Origin of the sequence: Acinetobacter sp. YH12117, from assembly GCF_013418865.1 — a bacterium.
In the GTDB taxonomy this organism is placed as follows: domain Bacteria; phylum Pseudomonadota; class Gammaproteobacteria; order Pseudomonadales; family Moraxellaceae; genus Acinetobacter; species Acinetobacter indicus.
In genome coordinates this window covers 1-26,063 of sequence record NZ_VPBF01000023.1, presented here as the reverse complement: position 1 = coordinate 26,063, position 26,063 = coordinate 1, and the positions used below count along the sequence as shown (strand labels likewise).

The window sequence follows — 26,063 nt, the reverse complement described above, 5'->3', positions numbered from 1 at the left end:
TGGATTACTTCGGAAAGAATTTTGGTGGAGGTGGCGGGAGTTGAACCCGCGTCCGCCAACACTACGCTCGAGAATACTACATGCTTAGATATCGTCTATTGTTTTAACACTTTAAGACCCGACGAACAGGGTTCAAAGTGCGATCCTCTAAATTTGGTATAAAGCCCCGAGGCTTGGCTCTATACGGACTTGTGTGCGTTCGCTTCGGTCGGGTTCACTGACCACAAGTATTCAGTGAAGCGGACAAGCGGCCCTTAGGCAGCTAGAGCGTAAGTTTCGTCGTTTGCGACTATTTAAATGCAAATTTGATTTACGAGAGAAAATGCGCTCTCGGCATGCATCTATGAGTTTCATCATCAGCGTCGAAGCCAATAACACCCCCAGACTACAGCGCCATCATAGCATAAAAGTTGAAAATTACGAGATCATTTCACAACTATTCACCGCAAGATCTGCGCTTAATAACATAATTGCGCTAATATTTTAAATTTCAAGTCAGATAACAGTATAAATTATGACTTATTTACTCGCCCTGGATCAGGGCACGACCTCAAGTCGCGCGATTATTTTTAATGAACATGGGCAGGTTCAGGCCAGCGCGCAACGCGAAACCCAAATCAACACCCCGCAATCCGGCTGGGTGGAACAGGATGCCCAGGAAATCTGGAGCAGCCAGATGGCTGTGGTGCAACAGGCGCTAGCATCTGCACGGATTCTGGCCAAAGATATTCAGGCCATTGGCCTCACCAACCAGCGGGAAACCACCATCGTCTGGGACAAACGCAATGGCCAGCCCTTGGCGCCGGCCATCATCTGGCAAGACCGGCGCGCAGCCGACTGGTGTAATCAGCTGCTGCAACAGGGACTGCAACAAAAAATACAGCAGACCACCGGATTATTAATTGACCCTTATTTTAGTGCCGGCAAGCTGGTCTGGTTGCTTAAGCATATTCCCGGTCTGGCCGAACTGGCAGCGCAAGGTCATGTTGCCTTTGGTACCGTCGATAGCTGGCTAATCTGGAACCTGACCCAAGGCGCCGAGCATGTAATTGAAGTCAGCAATGCCTCACGCACCATGCTCATGAATTTACAGACCCAAAGCTGGGATGAAGAGCTGCTGCAACTTTTTCAGATTCCCGCTTCGGTCTTACCAAAAATCATCAGTTCCGACCATTATGTGGCCGATACCGCTGCCGGCTTACTCGGCGCCCGACTTCCAATCAGCGGCATTCTGGGCGATCAGCAAGCTGCCCTGTTCGGCCAGTCCTGCTTTGAGCCGGGCATGGCCAAAAACACCTATGGCACCGGCTGCTTTATGCTGTTTAATACCGGTTCGACACTGCAATACAGCCAGAATAAACTGCTCAGCACCTTGGCCTGGCAATGCCAGAACCAGACCCATTATGCGCTTGAAGGCAGTGTGTTTATGGCTGGTGCGATTGTGCAATGGCTACGCGATGGTTTGGGCATCATTCAACAGAGTGCCGAGGTCGAACAGCTGGCCAGTCAGGTCCGCGATACCGATGGCGTGGTGCTGGTGCCGGCTTTTACCGGTCTAGGTGCGCCGCATTGGGACAGTGATGCACGTGCCCTGCTCTGCGGTATGTCGCGTGGCACTCACAAAGCCCATATCGCCCGGGCAGCGCTTGAAGCAATTGCCTTTCAGGTGGCCGATGTTCTCAGCGCGATGCAGTCAGATATTCAGCAACCGCTCAAAGAATTACGGGTCGATGGCGGCGCCAGCTGTAATGATATGCTAATGCAGTTTCAGGCCAATCTGCTCAATGTGCCAGTGTTAAGGCCGCAAATGCGAGAATCCACCGCCTGGGGCGCAGCGGCAATGGCCGGGCTTAAATCCGGGGTATTTAATAGCTTAAGTGATATTGCCGATAACTGGCAGCTGGAACGCGCGTTTGAACCCGGCATGGGAGAAGATCAGCGTCAGGCACATTTGCAAAAATGGCAACAGGCGCTAAAACGTGCCCGTTCCGATCTTTAAACGGCACACGCCCTGCGAAATCGCTCAAGCTTGATTTTTACGCTATTCACCGCGACTGATCCAAATAAAAAAACAGGCCCGATTGAGCCTGTTTTTTTATCTGCCAATCAATCCATTTGGATTAATAAGCATAAGACGCAATTGCGGTGGCAATGGCTTTATGTTCATCATTGACCAGAGTCATGCGCATGGTACAGCCTTTACGGCCCAAACGCAGGGTTTCAGCACGGGCCGTAAAATATTTGCCTCGCCCCGGCGCCAGATAATCCACCCGCATATCCACCGTGGCCAATCGGGTCACTTTCTTGATGGTATCAGGCAACTGCTCCGGCTCGGTGCGCTTATACAGCTCGCCCATCGCCACAATCCCACCCACACTGTCCAGAATTGTCGCAGCAACCCCGCCATGTAAAATCTGAAAAGCCACATTGCCAATCAGCTGCGGCTGCATCTCGATATAGGCTTCAATCTGCTGATCCACCACCCGCATCTGCATGCCGTTATGCTTGAAAAATGGTGAACTGTTAAAGGCCTGACACAATTGCTGTAAGACGACATCAATATCTACTTTCGAACCCAAATGAATGCCTCCGGTCCACTTTTTTGCCATATCGCTCATAAATTGGCCAATTACCTTAAATTGAGAAAAAACGCATGTATTTTGCCCCACAATCCTGTTTATGGGTCTACAATATTGCCTAGTTTAATACTGATCAGTGAGATTGTTATGACTTATACGTTCAATCGTCCCGCATTTCCTGCCACTCGTATGCGTCGTATCCGTAAAAATGACCAGCTACGTGCCATGGTGCGAGAAACCCAGCTCACGGTTGATCATCTCATTTATCCAGTATTTGTTTTACCCGGTCAGAACCAGACCCAAGATATTCCAAGCATGCCCAACATTCAGCGCCTGTCGGCCGATCTGCTGCTGAAAAAAGCCGAGCGCCTGCTGGAACTGGGTGTGTCTAAACTGGCGCTGTTTCCGGTCACCCCACAAGAAGATAAAAGCCTGACCGCCGAAGCCGCCTGGCGCGAAGATGGCCTGGTACAAAGCACGGTCCGTTTACTGAAAAAAGAACTCCCGGAGATGGTGCTGATTACCGACGGCGCCCTCGATCCGTACACCACTCATGGTCAGGACGGCATTATTGATGACAGCGGTTATGTGCTGAATGATGAAACCGTAGCAGCCTTAATCAAGCAATGCTTAAGCCATGCCGAAGCCGGTGCCGATGTGGTGGCACCAAGTGACATGATGGATGGCCGTATTGGTGCTATCCGTCAGGCACTGGAAGCACAAGGTCATATCTATACCAACATCATGGCTTACTCGGCCAAATATGCTTCCAGCTTTTATGGCCCGTTCCGGGATGCCGTCGGCTCGGCCAGCAATTTAAAAGGCGGCAATAAATACAATTACCAGATGGATATTGGCAACCGTGCAGAAGCGCTGCATGAAATCGCGCTGGATATTCAGGAAGGCGCCGACATGGTGATTGTCAAACCGGGTATGCCGTATCTGGATATTGTCCGTGAAGTCAAAGATACCTTCGCTGTGCCGACTTTTGTCTATCAGGTCAGTGGCGAATACGCGATGCTGGCTGCTGCCATTCAAAATGGCTGGTTATCCGACAGCGTGATCATTGAATCGCTGATGAGCTGCCGCCGTGCCGGTGCCGATGGCATCTGGACCTACTTTGCAGAAGAAGCCGCACTCAAACTCAAAGACATGAAATAAGGATATTGCCACTGCAATGAAGCACATTGCCATGATTGGCGCCGGCATTAGTGGACTGATGTCGGCGCTGGAGCTATTGGAACAGGGCTGCTCGGTCAGTATTTTTGATCAGCAGCAATCCGGTCAGGCAGCCTCCTGGGCCGGTGGTGGTATTCTCTCTCCAATGTATCCGTGGCGTTATCCGGCTGCGGTAAATGTGCTGGCGCAATCAGCCAAGACTGAATATCTGCGCTGGAATGCCAAACTTCAGCCTGACACCGGTATTGATTTTCAGATCCATGAAACCGGTATGCTGATTTTTGATGAAAGCGATTTTGACATTGGCCTGAATTTTGCCGAGCAGTTTCAGCAACCGATGCAGCAGGCAGAGCATCTGCACAGCACCAAACTGCATCAACTGAATCCACATATTTCCGCCCAGTTCCAGCAGGCCATCTATTTCCCGCAGCTGGCCAATGTGCGTAATCCGCGTTTATTACAGTCAATTCTGTGCTATTTAAAGCAGCATCCACGGGTGCAGCTGTTTGAACACTGCCCGATTGAACGCCTAGAACTGCACGGTCAGCAGGTATGCGCTATTGTCGATCAGGCCGGACAGCGTTATCAGGCCGATGACTATGTCTTGACCACCGGGGCCTGGTCAGCGCGCTGGGCCGAGCAGCTTGATGTACAGATTCCGGTACGTCCGGTGCATGGACAGATGGTGCTATTCAAAACTCCAGAAAACTGGCTGCCCACCATGTGCATGAATCAAGTCATGTATCTGATTCCGCGTCAGGACGGCCATATTGTCTGTGGTTCCAGTATGGCAGAACAGGGCTTTGATACCCGTTTGAATGCCGATACCACGGCCCATATTCTGGAGGCCAGTTATGCCATGGTGCCGGCCTTAAAAGACCTGCCTATTATCAAGCAATGGGCCGGTTTACGCCCGGGCTCACCAGACGGCGGTATTCCCTATATTGGCTTGATGCCAGCGCTTGACAATCTGTGGGCCAATTTTGGCCATTTCCGCAATGGCTTATGTATGGCACCAGCCTCTGCGCGTTTGCTGCGTCAACTGCTATTGGGCCAGACCCCAGATGTATCTCCGGAGGCTTATAGTCCCGCCCGTTTACAGCATGCTGCACTGGCCAGTTAAGATTGGAACAATTCCCCTACCCGAGATGAGGCGAAGGGAAAATACGTCAGATGATTTAGCCCTGATGCTATGAACCAAACATTTTCGCCGCCATCCGCTGCGCCTGTTTGCCATAAAACCAGTACGTCAGCAGATACAGCGGAATGGCAATTAATAACCACATAATCACCACCACGCTTAAAAATTGCGGCTGCTGTAAATACAGCAGAAAATCCTGCCAGATGGTTGGGCTCTGACGGGAAAAAATCCAGATGCCGAGTAATAAAAAGGCCAGATTATAGCCCCAGAAAATCAGGCTAAAACCCAAGGTCAGCTTTTTACGCTCGGCCTGAGACGGTGCGCGCTGCTGCTGTTTTAAAAATTTAAACAGCACCCAGATCATGGCAACCAAGTAAGGCACTGCGGTTAAAATGCCGCCCACACCTGCCGGTAACAATGCAGCCAGTACCCCGCAGATACAGGTAAAGATCAGACAGAAAAATAAAAACCAGAAAAAATAACGTGTTAGAGAAATCATTAAACTGTCTACCTGAGCCATAAGCAACTAGTATAAAAAAAATTAATTTTTTTTGCATGATCCTGTCAACCGTTGTGCCCGAACAGGCGTTATATAGGGCACAAGCTTCATCTCCGGCGAATTTGTAACGGCATCCACAAATTTTTCGGGAAGCTTTGCTAAAGCAATAAGCGAATGTGAATCAAGTTTTTGTATAGCAGCCAAATGCTTTGTTCATCGCACTTTTTATTTGGCCGACGATTTATCATCACTCGAATCGTCGGCTTTTATTTGTCTGGCCTTTGCTGGTGAGCAGCACTCATCTTCAGGACAATAAAGATTAAACGTCAGCGTTTTCTATCGGTACAGAATTTTAAATTTCGCCCTCAGCTATAGTATGCTTGCCTAAAGCAAAACAGGTTGATGACATGGCAGTGCATTTTTTTCATACGTCAGATTGGCATTTGGGGCAATTTTTCCATAACCACGATCGTGAATATGAACATGCACAGTTTTTAGACTGGTTATTAGAACAAATCCAGGAAAAACAGCCAAATGCCCTGTTTATTGCCGGGGATATTTTTGATGTGATTAACCCGGCCTCCAGCGCGCAGCGCCAGCTGTACCAGTTTCTGGCCGATGCTCATGCCATTGCACCGCACATGCAAACCCTGATGATTGCCGGTAACCATGACTCCGGCTACCGCATTGAACAGGTGGAACCGTTGCTGGCCAAGTTTAAGGCCAAGGCGGTTGGGGTGATTCAGCGCAATACCGACAACCAGCTGGATCTCGACCGTTTACTGGTGCCCATTTATGATGCCGAAAACAAAGTTATTGCCTGGTGTCTGACCCTGCCGTTTTTGCGCACCGCAGAAATTACCGGACTGAATGAGCAGACCCAGAACGCCCAGAATGCGATTGCCTATTTGCATCAGCAGTTGATTGCCGAAGCCAAACGCCGTAAAACGGAAGATCAGGCACTAATCCTGATGTCACATGCGCATATGCAAGGTGGCGAAACCTCAGATTCAGAACGGCCGATCATTATTGGTCATGAAGAAGCACTTTCCACTGCCCTATTTGATGATGTGATTGACTATGTCGCGCTGGGGCATCTGCATAAACCGCAAAAAGTCCAGCATCCACATATCCGCTATAGCGGCTCTCCAATTCCGCTGTCTTTTAGTGAAATCCAGTACAAGCATCAGGTGCTCGAGGTCAAGATTGACCCGCAGGCTGCGCCCGAACAGCGCCTGCAACTGGGCTCACTGCTGATTCCGCGCAGTGTACAGCTGCACCGTATTCGCGGCAGTCTGGATGAAGTGTTTCAGCAACTGAAAGCCCTCCCGCAAGGTACGGTGGAACGCATCTGCCAGCGTGATTATCTGGAAATTGAATACAGCACCGATGTACCACCACCGGTCGATTTACGCCAGCAGATTGAACAGACCTTACCGGAACAGCGCTATCGCCTGTTACGCATTTGCCGGGTCTACACCCCACAGGAAGATCAGGCCGCAGATCAGTCCAAAATTGATCTGGCCCCGCCCACACCGGACAGCTTATTCAAACAGTTGTGGAGCAAAATGGGCTATCAGCCGGATGCCTCGGTCGAGCGAGATTTTATGCAGCTGCTGATTGAAGCGCAGCATAGCCTTGAACAAGAACAGCCATAAGGATCAGACATGAAAATTTTACGTTTAAGTCTGAATAATCTGGCTTCTATTGCCGGCACCCAGGACATCAACTTTGAAAGCGCACCGCTGGCTCATGCCGGCCTGATTGCGATTACCGGAAAAACTGGGGCCGGTAAATCGACCCTGCTCGATGCCATGTGTCTGGCGCTGTATGACCAGATTCCGCGCTTAAACGGCGCTGCCGGGGCGCTTAAAGATGCCAGCGGTCAGGGCATCTCGATTAAAGATTCTAAAAATATTCTGCGCCGCGGCTGTACCCAAGGCTTTGCCGAACTGGAATTTATTGCGCTGGATCAAAAGCGTTATCTGGCACGCTGGGAAGTGCGCCGCGCCCGTAACAAGGTCGATGGCAATTTAAAAGTCGAACGCGCGATTACCGCTGTGGAAGATCAGCGCGTGCTGACCCAGAAAATTTCGGAATGTACCCCGACTGTTGAAAAGCTGATTGGGCTGAGTTTTGAGCAGTTTACCCGCGCCGTCTTGCTGGCCCAGTCTGAAGTGGGTGCGTTTTTAAAGGCCAAAGATCAGGACCGCGCCGACTTGCTGGAATATCTGACCAATTCCCATATTTTCAGTCTGGTCAGTCAGAAAGCCTTTGAAAAAATCCGCCAGATTCGCAGCGAAAAAGAACAGTTACAACAACTGATGGGGCATATTGAGTTGCTTAGTGATGAGCAGCTACAAGCCCTGCAACAGCAGCATGCCCAGAGCAAACTGAGTCTGCATGAAAAACTGCAAAGCGAAAAACTGCTGTTGAATGATTTAAGCTGGTACAAGCAGCAACATCGTCTGCACAGTGAAATTCAGGCCAAAAAAGAATTTTATCTGGTGCAGGTCGATGCCAACCAGAAAATGCAGCCGCAGCGTGACCTGCTGGCGCAGCTGGACCAGTTTCAGGAAATCCGTGAACAGTATCTGCAGCAGCGCCAGCAACAGTTGCAACAGCAACAGCTGGCGCAGCAACTTGAGCAATTCCAGCCGGAATTTCAACACTGTGAACAGCAGCATCAGCAGGCACAGCAGCAGCTGGAACAATTGCAGCACAGCGCGCAACAACAGCAGAAAGAACAGCTACAGTTACAACCCGTGTTAGAACAGGCACTACAGCTGGATGGCCAGATTGAGCATCTGATTCAGCGCTATAAAGAAGCCGATGCCCAGCTGAAACAGATTCAACATGAAAAAATTACGCCACTAACCACCCAGCAGCACGGCCAGCAACAGCACTTACAGCAGTTGCATACGCATTTAGAACATCTGGAACAGCAATCGGTCCAGCATGCCTTTCTGGCAGTATTTGACCGTGAGCCGCACAGTATTTTGCAACGCTTGCAGCAATTTCAGAAACTGCAGCAACAGCTACAGCAGCAGGCACCGGCACATGCGCACAGTTCACTGGCCCAGTTGCAACAGCAGCTAGATGATGTAAAACAGCAACAGGCCGATGCGCTCCAGCAGGCCGGCTCAATGGCTGAACTGGAACAGCAAGCAACAGAACTGGAACAGCAGCAGGTACAGCACCAGCAACACAGCCAGCAGCTGGAACAAGCCCTGTTCCTGTTACAACACATGCTGAACGAGCAGCAGGAACAGCAGCAATTACAGCAGCACATGACCCAGCTTCAGGCCGAGCTAAGCAGCTTGCAACAGGCGCAAACTGAAGCACAGCAGCACTACCAGAATGCCCAGACGGCACGTGAACAGCTGGAACAGATTTTTGCCCAGCAGCGTTTATTGCAGGCACAAAGTGTGCAGGAGTTGCGTCAGCAGCTGCAAGCAGAACAGCCGTGTATGGTCTGCGGTAGCACTGAGCATCCATTTGTCAGTCATCAGGATTTGCTGGAATCTGCACTGCAGTCGGTGCAGGACACCCAGTTACAACAGGCCCAGCAGCAGGAACAGCAGTGCCAGCAGCAGCTCCAGCAATTACAATTGCAACATTCCAAACAGCAAACCCTGCTGGAACAGAAACAGCTACGCTCTAGCCAGCTTCAAGACAGTGTGCAACAGAAACTGCAGCAGGTTCAAAAGCTCAGCCCAAGCACACAGCTGGATGATACAGCACACGATCTGACCGCCTTGCAGACCACACTGCAACACAAGCTAAATCAGCAGCAACAGCAGTTACAGCAGCTAAAAACTCGCCAGCAACAGCTGAAAAGCCAGACCCAGCAGCTGCAACATTTGCAGCAACAGATTCAGTCCCTGCAGTTACTCTGTCAGCAATTCCAGCAGCTGGCACAACTGATTGAACCGGTTACCCAGGCACTGGAACCGGCCCAGCAAGCGCAATGGGCGAACCAGGCCGAGATGTGTCAGACTCTTATTGCCCTGCTGAGTAGCCGGACTCAATATCTACAACAGCGCGAACAGTGCCTGCAACAGCAGCAGGAATTACAGCGCCAGATCAAAGACGGCGAACAGCAATTACAGTTCTATCAGCAGCAACAGCAACAGCTGAGCAATGACCTTACCCATGCACAAACTCAAGGCAGCCAGTTGCGCCAGCAGGTACGTGATCTCAGCCAGCAACATGCTGGACAGGTGCTGGATACAGGCAAAGCCTGGCAGCAGCTGTTACGAGAGCAGCAGCAACAACTCCAGCAGCAGGTAGAACAGCAACACCTGCACTGCCGTCAGCTGGAACAGCAATTCCAGCAGGCGCAGCTGAAACAGCAAGACCTGCATACACGCCAGCAGCAGCTTCTGGAAAGTGTACAGCAGCTACAGCACAACATTCAGCAGTGGCAAAGCCAGCATCCACAGTTCACTGCCGAGAAGATTGAGCAGTGTCTGGGTATTGATCTGGCCAGCTGGCAGGCCATGCGTCAGGCCATCCAGCAACAGCAGCAAGCCATGCTCAGTGCACAAAGTGCGCTGGATGTATTGCAGGAGCAATTCCAGCAGCATCAGGCCCAGCAACCAACTGCCAGCTATGATGAGGTGACCACCCAACTGGAACAGCTGGAACAAGAAAAAAACAGCTTGCAGGAGCAGTTTAACCAGCTGGAAACCCAGTTACGCATGCAGCAACAGGCGCAGGCACAACTGTCCAAATTCCAGAGCCAGATTGAAAAAATTCAGGCTGAAGAATATCGCTGGGGCCGGATTGCCGATTTAATTGGCAGCAAGGAAGGCACCAAATTCCAGAAAATTGCCCAGGAACATCATCTGGATATTCTGGTGGAACATGCCAACCAGCAACTGCAGCCACTGGCGCCGCGTTATCAGCTACAACGTATTCCCAACAGTCTGGGCCTCGCGATTCTGGATCATGACATGAATGGCGAAATCCGGCCGGTACTGTCTTTATCGGGGGGTGAAACCTTCCTGGTATCACTGGCGCTGGCACTGGCCATTGCCAATATGGCCTCCGGCTCCATGAAACTGGAATCGCTGTTTATTGATGAAGGCTTTGGGACGCTCGATCCGGCCTCGCTACATATGGTCATGAATGCGCTCGACCGGCTGCAAAGCCAGGGCCGTAAAGTGGTGCTGATTTCCCATATTCAGGAAATTCACGAACGGATTCCGGTCCAGATTCAGGTCAAACCAATTGGTGCTGGGGCCAGTACCCTGCAGATCGTAGGCTAGACCATGTTCTGGCACTATCGTCCGCTCTCGCCGCAGCTCAGCCTGCAGCTGGAAAGCCTGCGCGGATGGAGTGCCATTCTGGTGCTGTTCAGCCACTGTTTTCAGGCCTTTATTGGCCCGCTGGATCAGACCTTGTATTCGGGTGTGCGTCTGCTCGGACAAGCCGCAGTGATGATGTTCTTTGTTCTAAGCGGCTATCTGATTGGACATTCCATCCGTCACAATATCCATCGCCATCGACAGTTTTCAGGCTTGGCCTATAGCCGGCAACGCTGCCAGCGTATTCTGGGACCATTTTTATTTGCCATGTTGCTGACCTTGTTATTGTATGCACTGGCGCCCTATTTCTTTGCATCCGGCTCCCATAACATTGAGGCGAGCCAAAGCTTTATGATCCGGCACAGCTATGACATTAGTGCAGCCGATTTTCTCGGTTCATTGTTTTTCGTCAATGGTTTTGTAACGCCGACCGTATCGGCCAATGCTGCCCTCTGGAGCCTGAGTTATGAAGTCTGGTTTTATGTTCTGGCCGGTTGTCTGGTGACATTCAGACCTGGGAGCATCCTGCTGTTTTTAACCCTGCTGCTTGGCTTAAGCCTGCTCAATATCCAGTTCCTGATTTATTTTCTGGTCTGGTTGTTGGCTTTTGCTTTTGCCAGTCCGGCATGGAGCAAACAGATTCCAGCCGCCCAACTGCACTATTTTAAATCCGGTTTTCTGCTCTTGGCGGTGCTGATTGCCCTGTTTGATGCCTACCAGTTTCACTCCATTTATCTGGCGCAGTACTATACTGGCGAAAATTTCAGGCTGTTTAACCTGTGTATCGGGATTGCAGCGGCCTGCTGGCTGCTACAACTGGCGCGTGGTGAACGGCAGATTCAGGTGATCTGGCCGGCTTCCGCGCAGTTTTCCTATACCCTGTATATCACCCATTTCCCATTGCTGATTTTTATCCTGGGCTGTTTTCCGTTTACGCTGCAGCACGGTTTAGGAGTAGCTCTGCTCAGCCTGATTATCACAATGGCGGTGCTGATTGGTTTTGCCTGGCTGGTGGCGCAAAAACTGGAGCCACCACGCCGGATTGAACGGCACTTATCCTAAGCGGACTGTGATGTCAAACAATAAGCTGAATATTGTAATGCAGCGTTATTGCGAATAATCACGCGCACCAAATAATGCCGTACCAATCCGCACCATGGTCGAACCTGCGGCAATTGCTGCATTTAAATCACCGGACATGCCCATACTTAACGTATCCCAATCTGCAGGCTGTGCATGTTGCGCCTTGACCGTATCAAACAGTTGTTTGGCATCCTGAAAGGCGGCAGTGTTATTTGGTGCCGGAATCACCATCAGGCCACGTAAACGTAAATTCGGCAACCGACTGATCTGCTCGACCAGCGCCGGTACTTCGCCAGGGCTACAGCCATCTTTGCTATCCTGTCCATCAATATTGACCTGCAGGCAGATATTCAGTGGCGCCTGCTGATCGCTGCGCTGATTGGACAAGCGCTCAGCAATAATCAGCCGGTCTACCCCATGCACCCAGGCAAATTTTTCAGCCAGATGTTTGGTTTTGTTGCGCTGCACATGGCCAATAAAATGCCACTCAATCTCTAAATCCTGCAGCGCCTCAATTTTTTCCAGCGCTTCCTGTAAATAGTTTTCGCCAAAGGCTCGCTGTCCGGTCTGGTACATTTCCTGCAACACAGCACTCGGATGGGTTTTGGAAACCGCCAGCAGCTGGACCTCTGCCGGGTCACGCTGCGCCTGCTGACAGGCATGCTGAATTTGTTCTAACACATGTTGACGCGATTTTTGCAGGCTATTCATTGATGCGGTTCTCATTTTCATTCATCTTTTTTACTTTGCCCTCGTGCTAGGTGTTGGTTAAGCTGAGGGAAAGCCGTATTATTCTAACAAAATAATTAAGATTTATATGATCTCGGGGAACTTATGGATATTACAGAACTATTGGCCTTTTCGGCAAAAAATGGGGCATCGGATTTACACCTGTCGGCAGGCATGCCGCCACTGATTCGTGTGGATGGTGAAGTACGCCGCATCAATTTGCCCGCCTTGGAACATAAAGAAGTCCACAAGCTGGTCTATGACATCATGAACGACAAACAGCGCCGTGATTATGAAGATAACCTGGAAACCGACTTCTCGTTTGAAGTCCCGGGCGTGGCGCGTTTCCGTGTTAACGCATTTAACCAGAACCGCGGTGCAGGCGCGGTGTTTCGTACCATTCCCTCTAAAGTGCTGACCATTGAAGATTTGGGAATGGGTCAAATCTTTAGAGATATCTGTGACTATCCACGTGGTCTAGTGCTGGTCACGGGGCCGACGGGTTCGGGTAAATCCACCACCCTGGCGGCGATGATTGACTATATCAATGACAACCGCTATGACCACATTTTGACCGTGGAAGACCCGATTGAATTTGTGCATCAGTCTAAAAAATGTCTGGTCAACCAGCGTGAAGTGCATCGTGATACCCACGGCTTTAACGAAGCGCTACGTTCGGCGCTGCGTGAAGACCCGGATATTATTCTGGTCGGTGAGATGCGTGACCTGGAAACCATCCGTCTGGCACTTACCGCGGCAGAAACCGGTCACCTGGTCTTTGGTACCCTGCACACCACCTCGGCGGCAAAAACCATTGACCGTGTGATTGACGTCTTCCCGGCCGAAGAAAAAGATATGGTACGTGCCATGCTGTCTGAATCGTTACAGGCGGTCATTTCCCAAACTCTGCTCAAGAAAAATGGCGGTGGCCGTGTGGCGGCGCATGAAATCATGATCGGGATTCCGGCCATCCGTAACCTGATTCGTGAAAACAAGGTTGCGCAGATGTACTCAGCCATTCAAACCGGTGCCAACTACGGTATGAGTACGCTGGACCAGAGCCTGAAAGCCCTGGTCAGCCGTGGCGTGATCAGTCCACAGACCGCGCGTACTGTGGCGAAACAGCCAGAATCGTTCCTCTAATCGTGTGCAGGAAGCCAGGACAGCGCTATGGACTTTAATGATTTATTGAATTTAATGATTCAGCAAAAAGCATCGGACCTGTTTATTACGGCCGATGTTGAGCCTTCCATGAAAATTAACGGCCAGATTGTGCCAGTGGCCAAATCCAAACTGACCGGGGAAATTGTCGGCCAGCTGCTCAACTCGATTATGACCGACAAGCAGCGCAAGGAATTTGCCGATACCCGTGAATGTAACTTTGCCATCACCAACCGTGATAAAAGCGCACGTTTCCGTGTCAGCGCTTTTCAGCAGCGTGATGAACCGGGCATGGTGCTGCGTCGGATTGAAACCAAAATTCCGACCATGGAAGAACTGAAACTGCCGCCAATTTTAAAAGATCTGGCCATGACCAAACGTGGCATCATCATCTTTGTCGGGGCAACCGGTACCGGTAAATCGACCTCTTTGGCGTCAATTATTGGTTATCGTAACCAGAATTCCAAAGGTCATATCATCACCATTGAAGACCCGATTGAATTTGTGCACGAACACGCCGGCTGTATTATTACCCAGCGTGAAGTAGGCATTGATACCGATTCGTTTGAAGTGGCACTGAAAAACACCTTGCGTCAGGCCCCAGATGTGATCCTGATTGGTGAGATCCGTTCACGTGAAACCATGGATTATGCAATTGCCTTTGCCGAAACCGGTCACCTGGTATTTGCCACCCTGCACGCCAACAACGCCAACCAAGCCATTGACCGGATTATCCACTTCTTTGAGGCTGACCGTCATGGCCAGCTGTTTATGGATTTATCACTGAACCTGAAAGCCATTGTGGCACAGCAGCTGATTCCTACTATTGATGGCAACTCACGTCGTGCCGCGATTGAACTGCTGATTAACTCGCCACTGGTGTCCGATTTAATCCGTAAAGGCGATGTGCACGAAATTAAAGACCTGATGAAGCGTTCACGTGAGTTGGGTATGCAAACCTTTGACCAGGCCCTGTATGACCTGTATAAAGCCAAGCAGATCAGCTACAAAGATGCCCTGAAACATGCCGACTCGCCAAACGATTTGCGTCTGCAAATCAAGCTGTCGGAAGAAGGCGGCGAGCGTTTAATGCATGCCACTTCGAATATTACCTTCGACGGGCAATAATTTTAGGCAAAAAAAACAGGCTGATCTTCAGCCTGTTTTTATGGGTTGATTTATTGATGGGCAGTTTTGCGCTTATTTTTTACGGAACGCTTCGCGGCATTCCGGCGCATCGCAGTAGCCATATAAATTCAGTGAGTGACCGGTCAGTTCAAAACCAAACTTTTTCGCCACTTCATGCTGTTCGTGTTCAATCACGTCGTTGGTAAATTCCACCACTTTATTACAGTTCTGGCATACCAGGTGGTCGTGGTGATCTTCCTGCATAATTTCAAAAACCGAATGATTATTTTCAAAATTATGACGCTCGATAATCCCCGCGGCTTCAAACTGTGTTAACACGCGATACACAGTTGCTAAACCCACATCTTCACCCTGTTCGAGTAAAGTCTTGTAAATATCTTCCGCGCTTAAGTGATGTTGTCTTGAATTTTCTAATAATTCCAATATTTTAATTCGTGGAAGTGTAACTTTAAGGCCAGCTTTGCGTAGATCTTGATTTGAAATAGGCATGAAAAAAGGTCTCTCAACAAAATTAAAGTTGGAATATGCAACAAAGTTAAGATGCAGTATGATCTATGCTTGGATCGAATGCATCAATAATTAATTGGGATAGTGTAGCAAAATGCAAAAAGTCATGTTGACGTTATTCGTCACTTCATTGCTCATGGGTTGTTCGACCTTGGGCGTTTATAAAGTAGATATTCCTCAAGGCACCCCCTTAACCCAAGCACAAGCTGCAAAAATTCAGGTCGGCATGAGCCACCAACAGGTCCGCTTTTTGCTGGGTAGCCCAACCATTTCAGATCCAATGAATCCTTTACGTTGGGACTATATTTACCATTATATCCCAGGAACCTATGCTAAAAAAGCCAAGATTCCCGCTGCACAAGGTCAACACTTAAAAATCTACTTCGATCAAACCGGTATTGTGCAGAAAATTGAAGGTTTAGAAACCATTCCTGAACAGCAACCAGGCTTACCGGGTTCAAAAGAAGCAATTTTAACCGCGCCCCCACTATAGCCCCTTTCAGATAAAAAGAAACCCCTCAGTGAGGGGTTTTTCTTATGAACTCAATTGCTTAAAGCGATTGCCTTTGGCATAGCGGCCCACCGGGTTTTTCGCTGCTCGTTTGCGGCGGATATCTTTCGGATTAATGGTCAGCGGCCGGTAAATCTCGACCCGGTCACCCGGTTGCAGTGGCTGCTGCGCATCGGTTAAACGGCTACCAAAAATTCCCAGTTGCAGCGGTTCAGGCAAACTGACCTGTTCGCTAATCCCGCTCTGCTGAATCGCATCCAGCGCAGTCATGCCATTTTGATACGGCACTGCCAGATGAAACTGCTGTTCGGCTGAGGCAAAAGCCACCCAGACATACTGCGCAGTCATCAGAACATTTGTCCAATCACGGCCAGCAGCGCAGCAATAATTGCCAGTGGCAAGACAATACGGATGGCAATACGCCACAGGTTATAAAAGGCTTCACTGCTGAAGTTCATGGATTTACGCAAATGACTGATTTTCATGATCCAACCGGCGAAAATCGCATAAATCAGACAAATCACCAGGCCCCAGATCATCAGCAGCGGATTTAACACACTGGCCAGACCTGGAATGGCCCAGATCAACGTGGCTGCCAGCAGAATGATCCATTGAATTGCCACTGCAATCTGACGCTGTGCCAACTGTTCACGTGCCAGTTGCAGGATGAGCGCAGCAGCCATCACCACAGCAAAAGCCAGCGCAAAAGCGGGTAGCTGAGCAGTCGCGGCAAAGAAAGCAAAGGCAATCACGGCCAGTAATTGCGCCAGCCAGATCGGGAACACGGTTTTGGTCGCCACCTGTTGCTGTTGTACCGCCGGCAAACTGGTTTGCCAGTACAGACCCAGACCTAGGCCACTAGCCACCAACGCCAGTACTGTGGCATTGCCCCACTCGCCAAACTCAAGCGCGGTCATTTGCCATTCAGCAACCGGAGCACCCATCACTTGCGCCAGAATAAAGGCAGCAATCACACCGACCGCAGTCAGGCCAAGCAGCAGCAGACGCGAAATAAAAGACAATGCCAGGGCAACCAGTGCCAAGCCAATAAAAATCCACAACGGTAGAATCGTTGGCAGTGCTAGCTGGGTCAGCATTTGGCTGACATTAAACAGCATCGCGCCTGCTAAAAATGGAATAAACACCGCGGCCAGCCAGCCCACCAGACGCCACTGTGCAGAGGCATCGGCATCACGGGTCAAACTGGATAGAGCCTGCAAGGCTGTAGTTTTTGAACGCTTGGCCAGCGCAATTTCCATATAGGTCAATGGCAAGGCCAGCACCAGCATGGTACCTAACCACAGCAGCCAGAAGTCCAGTTGACGTTCCAGCTGAATGCCAGTGACCGGTGCCAGTGTGGCAATCAGAATAAATGATAAACAAAATGCCATCAGCGGCGATAACCATCGTGACATAGCATTGTCCTGCATGATGCTTTCCTAATAAAAATCTATCGCTATTTTGCCCTTGTCACCCGGGAAAATCAAAAACTAAAAAAGAAAAAGCAAACCATTGCCATCAATGGTTTGCTGCGCTAGTTTTTAGTCCAATATTGTTGTTCTCTGGTTTTATTAATTGTGCAGTAATTTATTCTGTTTATGAGAAGAAACGGGCAAACCAGTTTTTACCTTTTTTCTTTTCTTTTTCCTGAATAATACCCATCATATTTTCTTTTACAGCGCCAACATAATCTGCATCATCATGCTGAATATGGTTAATTAACCATTTTGACAACACTTCGTGCAGTTCTCCTTCAATGGAATGCCCCATTTCAAAGCGTTCACGATACGACTCGATTTTTTTAATAAATAAGTCATGTACGCGTTTATGTGGTACGCGGTATTTATAACCGGCTTCTTCTTGTAAAGATTCTTCAAAGGTAAAATGAGACTGGGTATAGTCAATAATATTATCGAGAATCTGTTTAATACGGGCACGATCGGTATTTTCACCAATCTCGACAATTTCGTTAATATAATCAAGAATACGTTTATGTTGGTCATCAATCACATCGATGCCAGTATTATATTCTGGAATCCACTTCATTTTCATACGACCACCCCTGAATCAAATGATTTATAAGCTTTGAGCATAGTAGCCATATTTAATTTAAAATAAAAATGAAGTGATTTACTTGGGATTCCTGTTTCTGCCAACAAATTCACACAAACCCTTGTTTTATAATGTTTATATTATTTTAACCCGAGCAAAAGAGTCAGTTATTATTTAACCGTTTTATTATTTTCTGCCGTATTTTTAGACTTAAATAAAATACGGCACTATTTAAAATAAAATATACAACAGTAGATTAATATTGATCGGCGCGGGTAATCCGTTTTAATTCCGGATTCAGACGTTCTTTTTCCAAACGTTCAATATAAGTCAGCTGTTTTCTGATTGGCTGTCCCTGCTGGAATAAAATCATTTCGCCGGGGCTAAAAGCCTGCCAGGTTTCATTTTGAGTCAACGGTTCAGTGGTAATCACCGCCACCCGATCTTCCGGTGTGGTAACCTGGCTAAAATCGACCTCGACATCAATATCAATTAATTGTGCCGGTTTAAACGGGTATTCACGCACCAGCCAGTGCAGTTTGGTGGTGGCATAGCTAAACAGCGCCTGACCATTAGACAGACAGAAGTTAAAGGTGCCATGCTCGGCAATTTTCGGGGAAATTTCGGTCAGCAGTTCAAAGAGCTGCTCTAAAGACGGTTCCACAAAACCGAATTTCAGTACCATCTGATCGAGCAAATAACAGAATGCCCGCTCGCTATCGGTATTGCCCACCGGGGTAAAATGACCGCTTAAGGCTGGATCAAAATGGTGTAAATCGCCATTATGGGCAAAAATCCAGTGGCGTCCCCACAGCTCCCGAATAAAGGGATGGGAATTTTCCAGGGTAATTTTGCCTTGCGTGGCTTTGCGAATATGCGCAATCACATTGCGTGATTTAATTGGATAGTTGCGTACCAGCTCGGCAATGGGCGATTCCACTGCCGACTGGTTATCGACAAATAAGCGGCAGGCCTTGTCTTCAAAAAAGGCGATGCCAAAGCCATCACTATGGTCGGAAGTTATGCCAGCACGTTGTGAAAAACCACGAAATGAAAAGGTAATATCAGTAGGTGTTGCACAATTCATTCCGAGTAACTGGCACATACAGGACTTCAACATCTGATTAAAACTGCATTTATTGTGCATGACTCTGTCAGGCCATGCAAATCACAATCGCTGCAAAGTTTTATTTATTCCACAATGTGGCGGGTATTTTTCTTGAGTACCATCTTTTTTAGCACCTGGTTCATTTCGACAAAGACAAAATAATCCAGACAGTTAAACTCCTGATCATAATAGGCTTCGGTGGACAGCTTGCCCTGCATTTTCAGGTAAATATCAAACAGCTTGGGAATCCGGCCCTGTTTCAGCGAAGTCATTTCAGAGGCCTGCGGAATATACACCTGTTTCGAGGCAATGTTACAGCGCTGCTGTTCGCTTAACTGCTGGATATACTGATGGGTATGATAGGCACGCGCTTCATTGCCTTCTAAACGCACACTAACACAGCCAATCAAATAGCGGGCTTTCATGCTCCAGAGTACTTTCGGCATCAGATTCAGCCATAAAATGGATAGAGCTTTACCGGCCCGATGCCGTGGATGCACGCAGGTACGGCCAATTTCCACAATATTGTTGAGATGCTTTAATTGCTCTTCAATGGCAAATTCGCTGGCACTATAACTTTGCGCCAGTTCATACCCCTGAAACAGTTTTAATCGGGTATAGGCCACAATTTCCCCACTGGCCTTATCCCTTAATACGGCATGTTCGCAGCCAAAATCGTAAACATCCTGATCCAGTCCATGCTCAAACTGCAAACCGAACTGGTTGGCAAACTGCTCGGCACGAAATTGCTGTACTTCTTTTAACTGTTTTAAATTTTCAACCCATTCAAAGCTGTATTCTGTTTTTGTTGTGGTTTTAAAATCATATTTGGTATGATTTTTTTTGCTTAAAGGAAAACTCAAATTTTGTCGATATTGATTGAGTTTGGCTAACATCGATCAGCACTCCTAATGTTCTGCCTATACACTAGGCGATGCAGATGACAATTCAATGACCAAAAATCAGCCATAAAAAAAGGCCTCCTTAGAGACCTTGAGTTGTTTTAACTCTTAGTGTTTGGCGGCACGGTTGGTAATTAAAGTGCCCACTCCATGGTCAGTAAAGACTTCCAGCAAAGAGGCATGTGGCACACGGCCATCGACAATATGCGCACTGACCACGCCATTTTTGACGGCATCCAGCGCACAGCCTACTTTCGGAATCATACCGCCATAAATTACGCCGGTTTCAATTAACTGATCGACTTCCTGAGTGGTTAAACCGGTCAGCAGATTCTTGTTGGCATCCAGTACACCCGTAATGTTGGTCAACAGAATCAGTTTTTCTGCGCCCAAAGCTTCAGCCACCTTACCAGCGACCAGATCGGCATTAATATTATAGGTATTACCGTCTTCGTCGACGCCTAACGGCGCAATCACCGGAATAAAATCGCTTTGGGTAAACATTTCCAGTACGTCGGTTTTCACGCCGACCACTTCGCCGACCAAGCCTAAGTCAATTTTCTGTACTGAACCATCTTCTGCGGTTTTTTCCATCAGCAGTTTTTTGGCCCGAATCAGGTTGCCATCTTTACCGGTCAAACCAATGGCACGGCCGCCATGCTGGTTAATTAAATTGACGATAGATTTATTCACGCTACCGCCAAGCACCATTTCTACCACTTCCATGGTCGCCGGATCAGTCACGCGCATGCCATCAATACGGTCAGATTCGCGGCCCAGCTGTTTCAGGAAGGAATCGACCTGTGGACCACCGCCATGCACCACAATCGGGTTTAAACCGACCGTTTTAAGCAGCACAATGTCACGTGCAAATGAACTTTCCAGCTCAGGATCGGTCATGGCATTGCCACCATATTTCACGACCAGCGTTTTACCCATAAAACGTTGAATATACGGCAAAGCTTCTGTCAGAATCTGTGCTTTGTCGATGCCAGTCTGTTGCTGTGGCATGCGCCTCTCCTTATTGAGCATCTAAAATGTCTTGAGCAATCTGCGGATAACGGTTGCTCAGCATGGAAACAAAGGTATGACGAATATCCGCTAATCGTGCCGGATTATCGGCATCAAAACGTACTGTAAAATATTCGCCCGTATTCGATGCTCGAATAATGCCAAAACCATCTTCAAAATCAAGTCGAACGCCATCAATTTTACTTAATTGTGCGGCCAATGGCTGACTTAAGGTTTCAAGCTCATGTAAAACATGCGCTGAAGCAATGTTGTGGGTGCTGATATAAGTATCTTCAGTACAGCAGCGTTCAGGATATTTGGCCAGCAGTTCAGACAGGCTTCGCTCCGGGCGCTGGCTTAAATATTCCATTACCCGCAGCGCAGCATACAGGCCATCATCATAGCCAAAGCCGCGCCCGTCATTAAAGACATAATGCCCGGCATATTCACCACCAAACACTGCGTGTCCCTTTGATTGCGCCAGATACTGACGCAGGAAGGTGCTGCCGGTACGAATCATTACCGGATGGCCACCCAGCGCGCGTACCGTGTTACGCACCATGGTCGAACACTTCACATCAAACACCACTTCATGCTGTGGATGTTGCTGTAAACACATTTCGGCAAACAATGCCAGCAAACGGTCTGCACCAATCACTTTGGCCTGTTCATCGACCAGAACCAGACGGTCGCCATCGCCATCCAGTGCAATGCCTAAATCTGCCTGATGCTGCTGTACCGCCTGTTTCAGCTTGCTTAAATGTTTTTCCTGAGAGGGATCTGGGGCATGATCGGGGAAATGCCCATTGGCCTCACAGCGGATTGTGATCAGCTCGCAGCCCAGTTTTTGCAAGACCAGCGCAGCGCAGCGACCCGCTGAACCATGCAGACCATCGAGTACCACCTTAAAACGGCGCTGTAATTGAATATCATCGAGTAGCGCCTGCTGATACTGCAGGCAAAATTCCGGATAAATCTGATGCGGCTGTTCAGCCACAGGCTGCTGTCGATGTGCCAGAAAATAGTTGCTGGCATGGGCCGCCACCTGCTGGATCTTGTCTGGCGTCGGGGGTTCACCGCCCAGAATCCATTTAATACCATTGTCAGATTTGGTATTGTGACTGGCCGTAACCATAATGCCATTGCCATCAAACTGGCGGGCAATGTAATACAGCATCGGACTGGAACAACAGCCCATTAAGGTCGGGCTTAAGCCCTGCTGCTGGAGCACCTGCATGATCAGATCGGCATAGGCCGGACTGCTGAGTCGAGCATCATAACCAATCACCACGCGTGTGCTGCCCGTGTTTTTAATTTGTACGGCCAAACCCAACGCCACCGCTTGCACCAGTTCAGGCGTCAGCAAAGTCACCTTGCCACGAATGTCGTAAGCACGGAAAACCTGAAAAGGGAAACTGGACTGTTGAATATCCATGGCAGAACTACTTTATATATGAATAGGGAGAATGATTGTTTTAGGCTTTTTAATATAAGTTAATATAAGAACTGATTCTATGCGGCCGAAAACAGAATTCACGCTACAAAATGTAATTTTAAGTGTTTGTTGCGTTACTTTCTAGCGTGTTGTGATAAAGCCTAATGTTTAGGCTTTATCATTCAAGCAGATTTTAAGCTTTACCGGTATGGCCAAAACCGCCAGCACCACGTTCGGTGGCTTCAAATTCCTCAACCAGATCAAACTGGGCTTGTACCACCGGCACCAGCACATATTGCGCCAGACGCTCACCTGGTTCCAGGCTAAATGCAGTCTGACCACGGTTCCATACCGACACCATCAGCTCACCCTGATAGTCAGAATCAATCAGGCCAACCAGGTTGCCGAGCACAATACCGTGTTTATGGCCCAGACCCGAACGCGGCAGAATTAAACCGGCAAAATGCGGATCTTCAATATAAATCGCCAGACCGGTTTTCACCAATACGGTTTGACCCGGCTCAATGACAGTGGTCTCATGCACGCAGGCACGCAAATCCAAACCTGCCGAACCAGAGGTGGCATAGGTTGGCATTGGCCATTCTTGGCCCAAACGTGCATCAAGCACTTTTACCTGAACTTTCATCAGTAATTCCTGTTTATATCAATGAATGGTTTAGCGTTTAATTAACGCACGTAAATTTTCCAGATAATGCTGGGCCTGCAGTTTCGGATCGATATCGCCAGCCAGCTTTTTCTTGCGACCCAGCCATTCCAGCTCATCTTGTGGCATTTCATCTAGGAAGCGGCTTGGGGTCATCTGTTTCATCTGCCCGCCAGCCTTACGCTGCTCGGCCAGGGTAATGGTGAGGCCTTGACGCGCACGGGTAATGCCCACGTACATCAAACGGCGTTCTTCTTCGACCGTCTCAGCCACAATCGAGTTTTTATGCGGCAGAATTTCCTCTTCCAGTCCAATTAAATAGACATACGGAAATTCCAGACCTTTGGAGGCATGCAAGGTTAATAAGTTGACCTTGTCAGTGTCTTCTTCCTCCTGTTGCTGCTCCAGCATATCCAGCAGCACCATTTTACGGATCACGCTTTCAATATTTTTTTCGTCCACATCTTCAGCGCGGTTAATCAGGCTTTGAATACTGCTGTACAGCACTTCAATATTGTCCAGCTTGGTTTTTTCCTGCGCAGGCGTGGCGGCGCTTTCTTTGACGTAGTCGATATAACCAGCTTCGTTCATCATCTGGCGGATGATTGGCACCGGTTCATCATCTTCCAGCAATTCACGGGTAAAGTTCTGGATAAAGTCGGCAAACTCGGCCAGCTGAGTCGTGGCTTTTTTCGGAATGGCCATGGTCAAACGCTGATCACCTGCTGCCGCCAGCAAGGACAGATGGTTTTCCTGTGCAAATAAGCCCAGTTTTTCCAAGGTCACCGGGCCGATGGCACGTTTTGGCGTGTTGATAATGCGCAGGAAAGCACTGTCATCTTCCGGGTTAATAATCAGCCGTAAATAGCTCATCACATCTTTAATTTCTGCCCGGGCGAAGAAAGACTGACCTCCTGACAGCTTGTACGGAATCTGCATCTGGCGCAGCTGGGTTTCCAGAATACGCGCCTGGAAGTTACCGCGATACAAAATCGCATAATCTTTCCAGTTTTTACCGTTCATCAGTTTATGCGTGATCAGGTCTTTGACCACGCGCTCTGCTTCATCATCATCATTGCGGCAGGTAATCACCCGGATGACTTCACCATGGCCTTTGTCCGACCAGAGTTTTTTGTCAAAAATATGCGGGTTATTGCCAATTACAGTATTGGCCGCTTTTAGAATCCGGCTGGTGGAGCGGTAGTTCTGCTCCAGCTTGATCACTTTTAAATTTGGGAAATCTTCTTTTAAGAGCGCCATATTTTCCGGTTTGGCGCCGCGCCAGGCGTAAATGGACTGGTCATCATCCCCTACGGCGGTGAACTGTCCCATTACCCCGACCAGAAGTTTGACCAGAATATACTGCGCGGTGTTGGTGTCCTGATACTCATCGACGAGCAAATAACGCACCCGGTTTTGCCATTTATCGCGGACTTCAGCATTTTCCTGCAATAACCGGGTTGGCATCACAATCAGGTCATCAAAATCGACTGCGTTATAGGCACGTAAATTACGCTCATACAGCTGATATAAATGCGCCATCTGGATATCTTCTGGCGTTTCACAGGTGGTATGTGCCTGCTCCGGTGGAATCAGGTCATTTTTCCAGTCCGAAATCATTTTCATGGCCCGCGCAATCAGCTCTTTGCTTTCTGCACCCGATAAATTGTCGCGATGCATCAGATCCATCAGAATGCGTTTGCAGTCGTCGGCATCCAGAATCGAAAAGTTGGCTTTAAGCGGGGTATGTTTCAGCTCTAAACGCAGTAAATTTAAACCGAACGTATGGAAGGTCGAGACCGAAAGACCTTTGGCTTCTTCACGCGACAGCAACTTACCAACCCGCTCTTTCATTTCACGCGCAGCCTTGTTGGTAAAGGTCATGGCGGTAATCCGGTGCGCCGGAATACGGCATTGCTGCACCAGATAGGCAATTTTCCGGGTAATCACCGAGGTTTTACCTGAACCTGCACCTGCAAGCACTAACAAGGGTCCTTGAGTATATTTCATGGCTTCAAGTTGCTTGTCATTGAGTTGACTTGCCAGTGACATAGTGTTTCCTCTATTTCGGTTCGAGCTCGATTATAGTCATCTCCACCACAGTTGCCTAATCTAAAATGCTGCTTTTCTGGTCATAAAAAAAACCACCCGAAGGTGGTTTTTTGAATTCTGGACCGAATTACTGGATCGCGTAAATGCTGATCTCAACACGACGGTTTTGTTCACGGCCTTCTGCAGTTGCGTTAGACGCGATCGGGTTTGATGAACCGTGACCTTGGGCATTAATACGTGCAGTTGATACACCACGAGATGCCAGGTAGCTCGCTACAGATTGCGCACGCGCCTGAGATAACGGGATGTTGATAGAGTCATTACCAGTGCTGTCAGTATAACCTGTCACCAAGATACCGCTCTTGTTATCTTCAGTCAGAACTTGCGCCACTTTATCTAGAGTTGCATAGAAGTTTGGCTTGATGTTTGACTTGTTGGTATCAAAAGTAATGTTACCTGGCATGATCAGGCCAACAGAACCATCTGGGTTACGGTTAACATCTACACCGGTACCAGCCATTTGTTGACGTAATTTTTTCTCTTTATTGTCCAAGTAGATACCTGCAGCCCCACCGAGTACCGCACCAATTGCTGCTGCACGGTTGTTTTGTGCGCTGGTATTGGCATTCCCTTTAGAAACACCATAACCTGCTGCCGCACCAATAATGGTTCCTAATGCGGTTTTGTCATATTCTACGCCGCCCAGGTTATTACCAGTGGTTTGACAACCTGTTAATACCATTGCCCCGACTACTGCTGAAATTGCTAGTGCACGCATCGCATGCCTCCTTACTTGTGTTTTTCGTATATGGGAAAGTTTGGATGAAATAAAGTGCTTAGACCATTGATTTTTTGTTAATAAACGCGAATCTCAACTTTTAATTAATTTTTCCAACTGTAAAGGAGGATTACCTAATTGAGAATTTAAAACGACTGAAATTGTATGTGAAAGAATTTTTCGAGTGATACGATGAGATAAATGCCATAGA

23 protein-coding genes, 1 other RNA gene and 1 pseudogene are annotated in these 26,063 nt (G+C 48.6%); 9 read left to right on the top strand and 16 right to left on the bottom strand.

All coding sequences use genetic code 11. The annotated features are described in order from the left end of the window. Positions 1–22: 22 nt before the first annotated feature. Positions 23–382: a transfer-messenger RNA gene (gene ssrA / locus FTU55_RS09360) on the bottom strand. Between the two features lie 132 nt (positions 383–514). On the opposite strand from ssrA, the gene glpK reads away from it, so the two are divergent. Then, positions 515–1,999: a glycerol kinase GlpK gene (gene glpK / locus FTU55_RS09355; RefSeq protein ID WP_180046874.1), complete on the top strand. Its 1,485-nt coding sequence runs from the start codon at positions 515–517 to the stop codon at positions 1,997–1,999. A gap of 121 nt (positions 2,000–2,120) precedes the next feature. On the opposite strand, the gene FTU55_RS09350 is transcribed toward glpK, so the two are convergent. Next, positions 2,121–2,618: a thioesterase family protein gene (locus FTU55_RS09350; RefSeq protein ID WP_034597877.1), complete on the bottom strand. Its 498-nt coding sequence runs from the start codon at positions 2,616–2,618 to the stop codon at positions 2,121–2,123. 108 nt (positions 2,619–2,726) lie between these two features. Here FTU55_RS09350 and hemB point away from each other — a divergent pair, with 108 nt between their 5' ends. After that, positions 2,727–3,740, top strand: a complete 1,014-nt coding sequence (gene hemB, locus FTU55_RS09345) for a porphobilinogen synthase (protein WP_005179750.1) — start codon at positions 2,727–2,729, stop codon at positions 3,738–3,740. A gap of 16 nt (positions 3,741–3,756) precedes the next feature. Further along, positions 3,757–4,881: a glycine oxidase ThiO gene (gene thiO, locus FTU55_RS09340; RefSeq protein WP_180046872.1), complete on the top strand. Its 1,125-nt coding sequence runs from the start codon at positions 3,757–3,759 to the stop codon at positions 4,879–4,881. Between the two features lie 67 nt (positions 4,882–4,948). On the opposite strand, the gene FTU55_RS09335 is transcribed toward thiO, so the two are convergent. Then, a complete protein-coding gene (locus tag FTU55_RS09335; RefSeq protein ID WP_180036591.1) occupies positions 4,949–5,398 on the bottom strand; it encodes an ABZJ_00895 family protein in 450 nt (149 codons plus the stop codon). Between the two features lie 407 nt (positions 5,399–5,805). Here FTU55_RS09335 and FTU55_RS09330 point away from each other — a divergent pair, with 407 nt between their 5' ends. Genes FTU55_RS09330 through FTU55_RS09320 form a run of 3 tightly spaced genes read left to right on the top strand, consistent with a single transcriptional unit; the run spans position 5,806 to position 11,772 of the window. Continuing rightward, positions 5,806–7,056 carry an exonuclease SbcCD subunit D C-terminal domain-containing protein gene (locus tag FTU55_RS09330; protein ID WP_168397495.1) on the top strand — a complete coding sequence of 417 codons (1,251 nt, stop codon included), beginning with the start codon at positions 5,806–5,808 and terminating at the stop codon, positions 7,054–7,056. A 9-nt stretch (positions 7,057–7,065) separates the two neighbouring features. Continuing rightward, the gene (locus FTU55_RS09325) at positions 7,066–10,671 is read left to right on the top strand and encodes an AAA family ATPase (RefSeq protein WP_180046870.1); all 3,606 of its coding nucleotides are present in this window, start codon (positions 7,066–7,068) and stop codon (positions 10,669–10,671) included. Positions 10,672–10,674: 3 nt separating this feature from the next. Next, the gene (locus FTU55_RS09320) at positions 10,675–11,772 is read left to right on the top strand and encodes an acyltransferase (protein WP_104489467.1); all 1,098 of its coding nucleotides are present in this window, start codon (positions 10,675–10,677) and stop codon (positions 11,770–11,772) included. A gap of 45 nt (positions 11,773–11,817) precedes the next feature. On the opposite strand, the gene FTU55_RS09315 is transcribed toward FTU55_RS09320, so the two are convergent. Then, positions 11,818–12,504 carry a YggS family pyridoxal phosphate-dependent enzyme gene (locus tag FTU55_RS09315; RefSeq protein WP_163145486.1) on the bottom strand — a complete coding sequence of 229 codons (687 nt, stop codon included), beginning with the start codon at positions 12,502–12,504 and terminating at the stop codon, positions 11,818–11,820. A 123-nt stretch (positions 12,505–12,627) separates the two neighbouring features. Between FTU55_RS09315 and FTU55_RS09310 the strand changes: the two genes are divergently transcribed. After that, positions 12,628–13,665, top strand: coding sequence for a type IV pilus twitching motility protein PilT (locus FTU55_RS09310; protein ID WP_005179768.1), 1,038 nt, complete (start codon positions 12,628–12,630; stop codon positions 13,663–13,665). 27 nt (positions 13,666–13,692) lie between these two features. Further along, a complete protein-coding gene (locus FTU55_RS09305) occupies positions 13,693–14,811 on the top strand; it encodes a PilT/PilU family type 4a pilus ATPase (RefSeq protein ID WP_005179770.1) in 1,119 nt (372 codons plus the stop codon). 72 nt (positions 14,812–14,883) lie between these two features. Here the strand turns inward: FTU55_RS09305 and fur are convergent, their stop codons facing one another. Continuing rightward, on the bottom strand, positions 14,884–15,321 hold the full coding sequence (fur, locus tag FTU55_RS09300; protein ID WP_005179771.1) for a ferric iron uptake transcriptional regulator: 438 nt from the start codon (positions 15,319–15,321) through the stop codon (positions 14,884–14,886). Between the two features lie 112 nt (positions 15,322–15,433). Here fur and FTU55_RS09295 point away from each other — a divergent pair, with 112 nt between their 5' ends. Continuing rightward, positions 15,434–15,832, top strand: coding sequence for an outer membrane protein assembly factor BamE (locus FTU55_RS09295; RefSeq protein ID WP_005179773.1), 399 nt, complete (start codon positions 15,434–15,436; stop codon positions 15,830–15,832). A 42-nt stretch (positions 15,833–15,874) separates the two neighbouring features. Here FTU55_RS09295 and FTU55_RS09290 read toward each other — a convergent pair whose 3' ends face one another. The 11 genes and pseudogenes from FTU55_RS09290 to FTU55_RS09240 all read right to left on the bottom strand — a co-directional run. Further along, positions 15,875–16,198: an RnfH family protein gene (locus FTU55_RS09290; protein WP_005179774.1), complete on the bottom strand. Its 324-nt coding sequence runs from the start codon at positions 16,196–16,198 to the stop codon at positions 15,875–15,877. Further along, positions 16,198–17,280, bottom strand: a complete 1,083-nt coding sequence (locus FTU55_RS09285; RefSeq protein WP_127800517.1) for a hypothetical protein — start codon at positions 17,278–17,280, stop codon at positions 16,198–16,200. The genes FTU55_RS09290 and FTU55_RS09285 overlap by 1 nt, the downstream gene beginning before the upstream one ends. A 166-nt stretch (positions 17,281–17,446) precedes the next feature. Continuing rightward, on the bottom strand, positions 17,447–17,902 hold the full coding sequence (locus FTU55_RS09280; protein WP_005179777.1) for a bacteriohemerythrin: 456 nt from the start codon (positions 17,900–17,902) through the stop codon (positions 17,447–17,449). Between the two features lie 256 nt (positions 17,903–18,158). Then, on the bottom strand, positions 18,159–19,007 hold the full coding sequence (locus FTU55_RS09275; protein ID WP_075168090.1) for a class II glutamine amidotransferase: 849 nt from the start codon (positions 19,005–19,007) through the stop codon (positions 18,159–18,161). A gap of 86 nt (positions 19,008–19,093) precedes the next feature. Further along, the gene (locus FTU55_RS09270) at positions 19,094–19,906 is read right to left on the bottom strand and encodes a GNAT family N-acetyltransferase (protein WP_180046868.1); all 813 of its coding nucleotides are present in this window, start codon (positions 19,904–19,906) and stop codon (positions 19,094–19,096) included. A 114-nt stretch (positions 19,907–20,020) separates the two neighbouring features. After that, complete coding sequence (argB, locus tag FTU55_RS09265; RefSeq protein ID WP_016659457.1) at positions 20,021–20,923, bottom strand: acetylglutamate kinase; 903 nt, start codon at positions 20,921–20,923, stop codon at positions 20,021–20,023. Between the two features lie 10 nt (positions 20,924–20,933). Next, entirely contained in the window at positions 20,934–22,358 is a 1,425-nt protein-coding gene (locus FTU55_RS09260) for a phosphomannomutase/phosphoglucomutase (RefSeq protein ID WP_180006901.1), read from the bottom strand. Positions 22,359–22,551: 193 nt separating this feature from the next. After that, a complete protein-coding gene (dut, locus tag FTU55_RS09255) occupies positions 22,552–23,004 on the bottom strand; it encodes a dUTP diphosphatase (protein ID WP_005179786.1) in 453 nt (150 codons plus the stop codon). A 30-nt stretch (positions 23,005–23,034) separates the two neighbouring features. Next, positions 23,035–25,074 carry a UvrD-helicase domain-containing protein gene (locus FTU55_RS09250; protein ID WP_005179787.1) on the bottom strand — a complete coding sequence of 680 codons (2,040 nt, stop codon included), beginning with the start codon at positions 25,072–25,074 and terminating at the stop codon, positions 23,035–23,037. 127 nt (positions 25,075–25,201) lie between these two features. Then, positions 25,202–25,852, bottom strand: coding sequence for an OmpA family protein (locus tag FTU55_RS09245; protein ID WP_005179792.1), 651 nt, complete (start codon positions 25,850–25,852; stop codon positions 25,202–25,204). A 93-nt stretch (positions 25,853–25,945) separates the two neighbouring features. Beyond that, positions 25,946–26,063, bottom strand: a pseudogene (locus FTU55_RS09240) (IS982 family transposase); the annotation flags it as partial.

Bases quoted from the DNA above. Each gene is read 5' to 3' on its own strand.
- glpK (WP_180046874.1), top strand. From the start codon at position 515: ATGACTTATTTACTCGCCCTGGATCAGGGCACGACCTCAAGTCGCGCG.
- FTU55_RS09350 (WP_034597877.1), bottom strand. From the start codon at position 2,618: ATGAGCGATATGGCAAAAAAGTGGACCGGAGGCATTCATTTGGGTTCG.
- hemB (WP_005179750.1), top strand. From the start codon at position 2,727: ATGACTTATACGTTCAATCGTCCCGCATTTCCTGCCACTCGTATGCGT.
- thiO (WP_180046872.1), top strand. From the start codon at position 3,757: ATGAAGCACATTGCCATGATTGGCGCCGGCATTAGTGGACTGATGTCG.
- FTU55_RS09335 (WP_180036591.1), bottom strand. From the start codon at position 5,398: ATGATTTCTCTAACACGTTATTTTTTCTGGTTTTTATTTTTCTGTCTG.
- FTU55_RS09330 (WP_168397495.1), top strand. From the start codon at position 5,806: ATGGCAGTGCATTTTTTTCATACGTCAGATTGGCATTTGGGGCAATTT.
- FTU55_RS09325 (WP_180046870.1), top strand. From the start codon at position 7,066: ATGAAAATTTTACGTTTAAGTCTGAATAATCTGGCTTCTATTGCCGGC.
- FTU55_RS09320 (WP_104489467.1), top strand. From the start codon at position 10,675: ATGTTCTGGCACTATCGTCCGCTCTCGCCGCAGCTCAGCCTGCAGCTG.
- FTU55_RS09315 (WP_163145486.1), bottom strand. From the start codon at position 12,504: ATGAATAGCCTGCAAAAATCGCGTCAACATGTGTTAGAACAAATTCAG.
- FTU55_RS09310 (WP_005179768.1), top strand. From the start codon at position 12,628: ATGGATATTACAGAACTATTGGCCTTTTCGGCAAAAAATGGGGCATCG.
- FTU55_RS09305 (WP_005179770.1), top strand. From the start codon at position 13,693: ATGGACTTTAATGATTTATTGAATTTAATGATTCAGCAAAAAGCATCG.
- fur (WP_005179771.1), bottom strand. From the start codon at position 15,321: ATGCCTATTTCAAATCAAGATCTACGCAAAGCTGGCCTTAAAGTTACA.
- FTU55_RS09295 (WP_005179773.1), top strand. From the start codon at position 15,434: ATGCAAAAAGTCATGTTGACGTTATTCGTCACTTCATTGCTCATGGGT.
- FTU55_RS09290 (WP_005179774.1), bottom strand. From the start codon at position 16,198: ATGACTGCGCAGTATGTCTGGGTGGCTTTTGCCTCAGCCGAACAGCAG.
- FTU55_RS09285 (WP_127800517.1), bottom strand. From the start codon at position 17,280: ATGCAGGACAATGCTATGTCACGATGGTTATCGCCGCTGATGGCATTT.
- FTU55_RS09280 (WP_005179777.1), bottom strand. From the start codon at position 17,902: ATGAAAATGAAGTGGATTCCAGAATATAATACTGGCATCGATGTGATT.
- FTU55_RS09275 (WP_075168090.1), bottom strand. From the start codon at position 19,007: ATGTGCCAGTTACTCGGAATGAATTGTGCAACACCTACTGATATTACC.
- FTU55_RS09270 (WP_180046868.1), bottom strand. From the start codon at position 19,906: ATGTTAGCCAAACTCAATCAATATCGACAAAATTTGAGTTTTCCTTTA.
- argB (WP_016659457.1), bottom strand. From the start codon at position 20,923: ATGCCACAGCAACAGACTGGCATCGACAAAGCACAGATTCTGACAGAA.
- FTU55_RS09260 (WP_180006901.1), bottom strand. From the start codon at position 22,358: ATGGATATTCAACAGTCCAGTTTCCCTTTTCAGGTTTTCCGTGCTTAC.
- dut (WP_005179786.1), bottom strand. From the start codon at position 23,004: ATGAAAGTTCAGGTAAAAGTGCTTGATGCACGTTTGGGCCAAGAATGG.
- FTU55_RS09250 (WP_005179787.1), bottom strand. From the start codon at position 25,074: ATGTCACTGGCAAGTCAACTCAATGACAAGCAACTTGAAGCCATGAAA.
- FTU55_RS09245 (WP_005179792.1), bottom strand. From the start codon at position 25,852: ATGCGTGCACTAGCAATTTCAGCAGTAGTCGGGGCAATGGTATTAACA.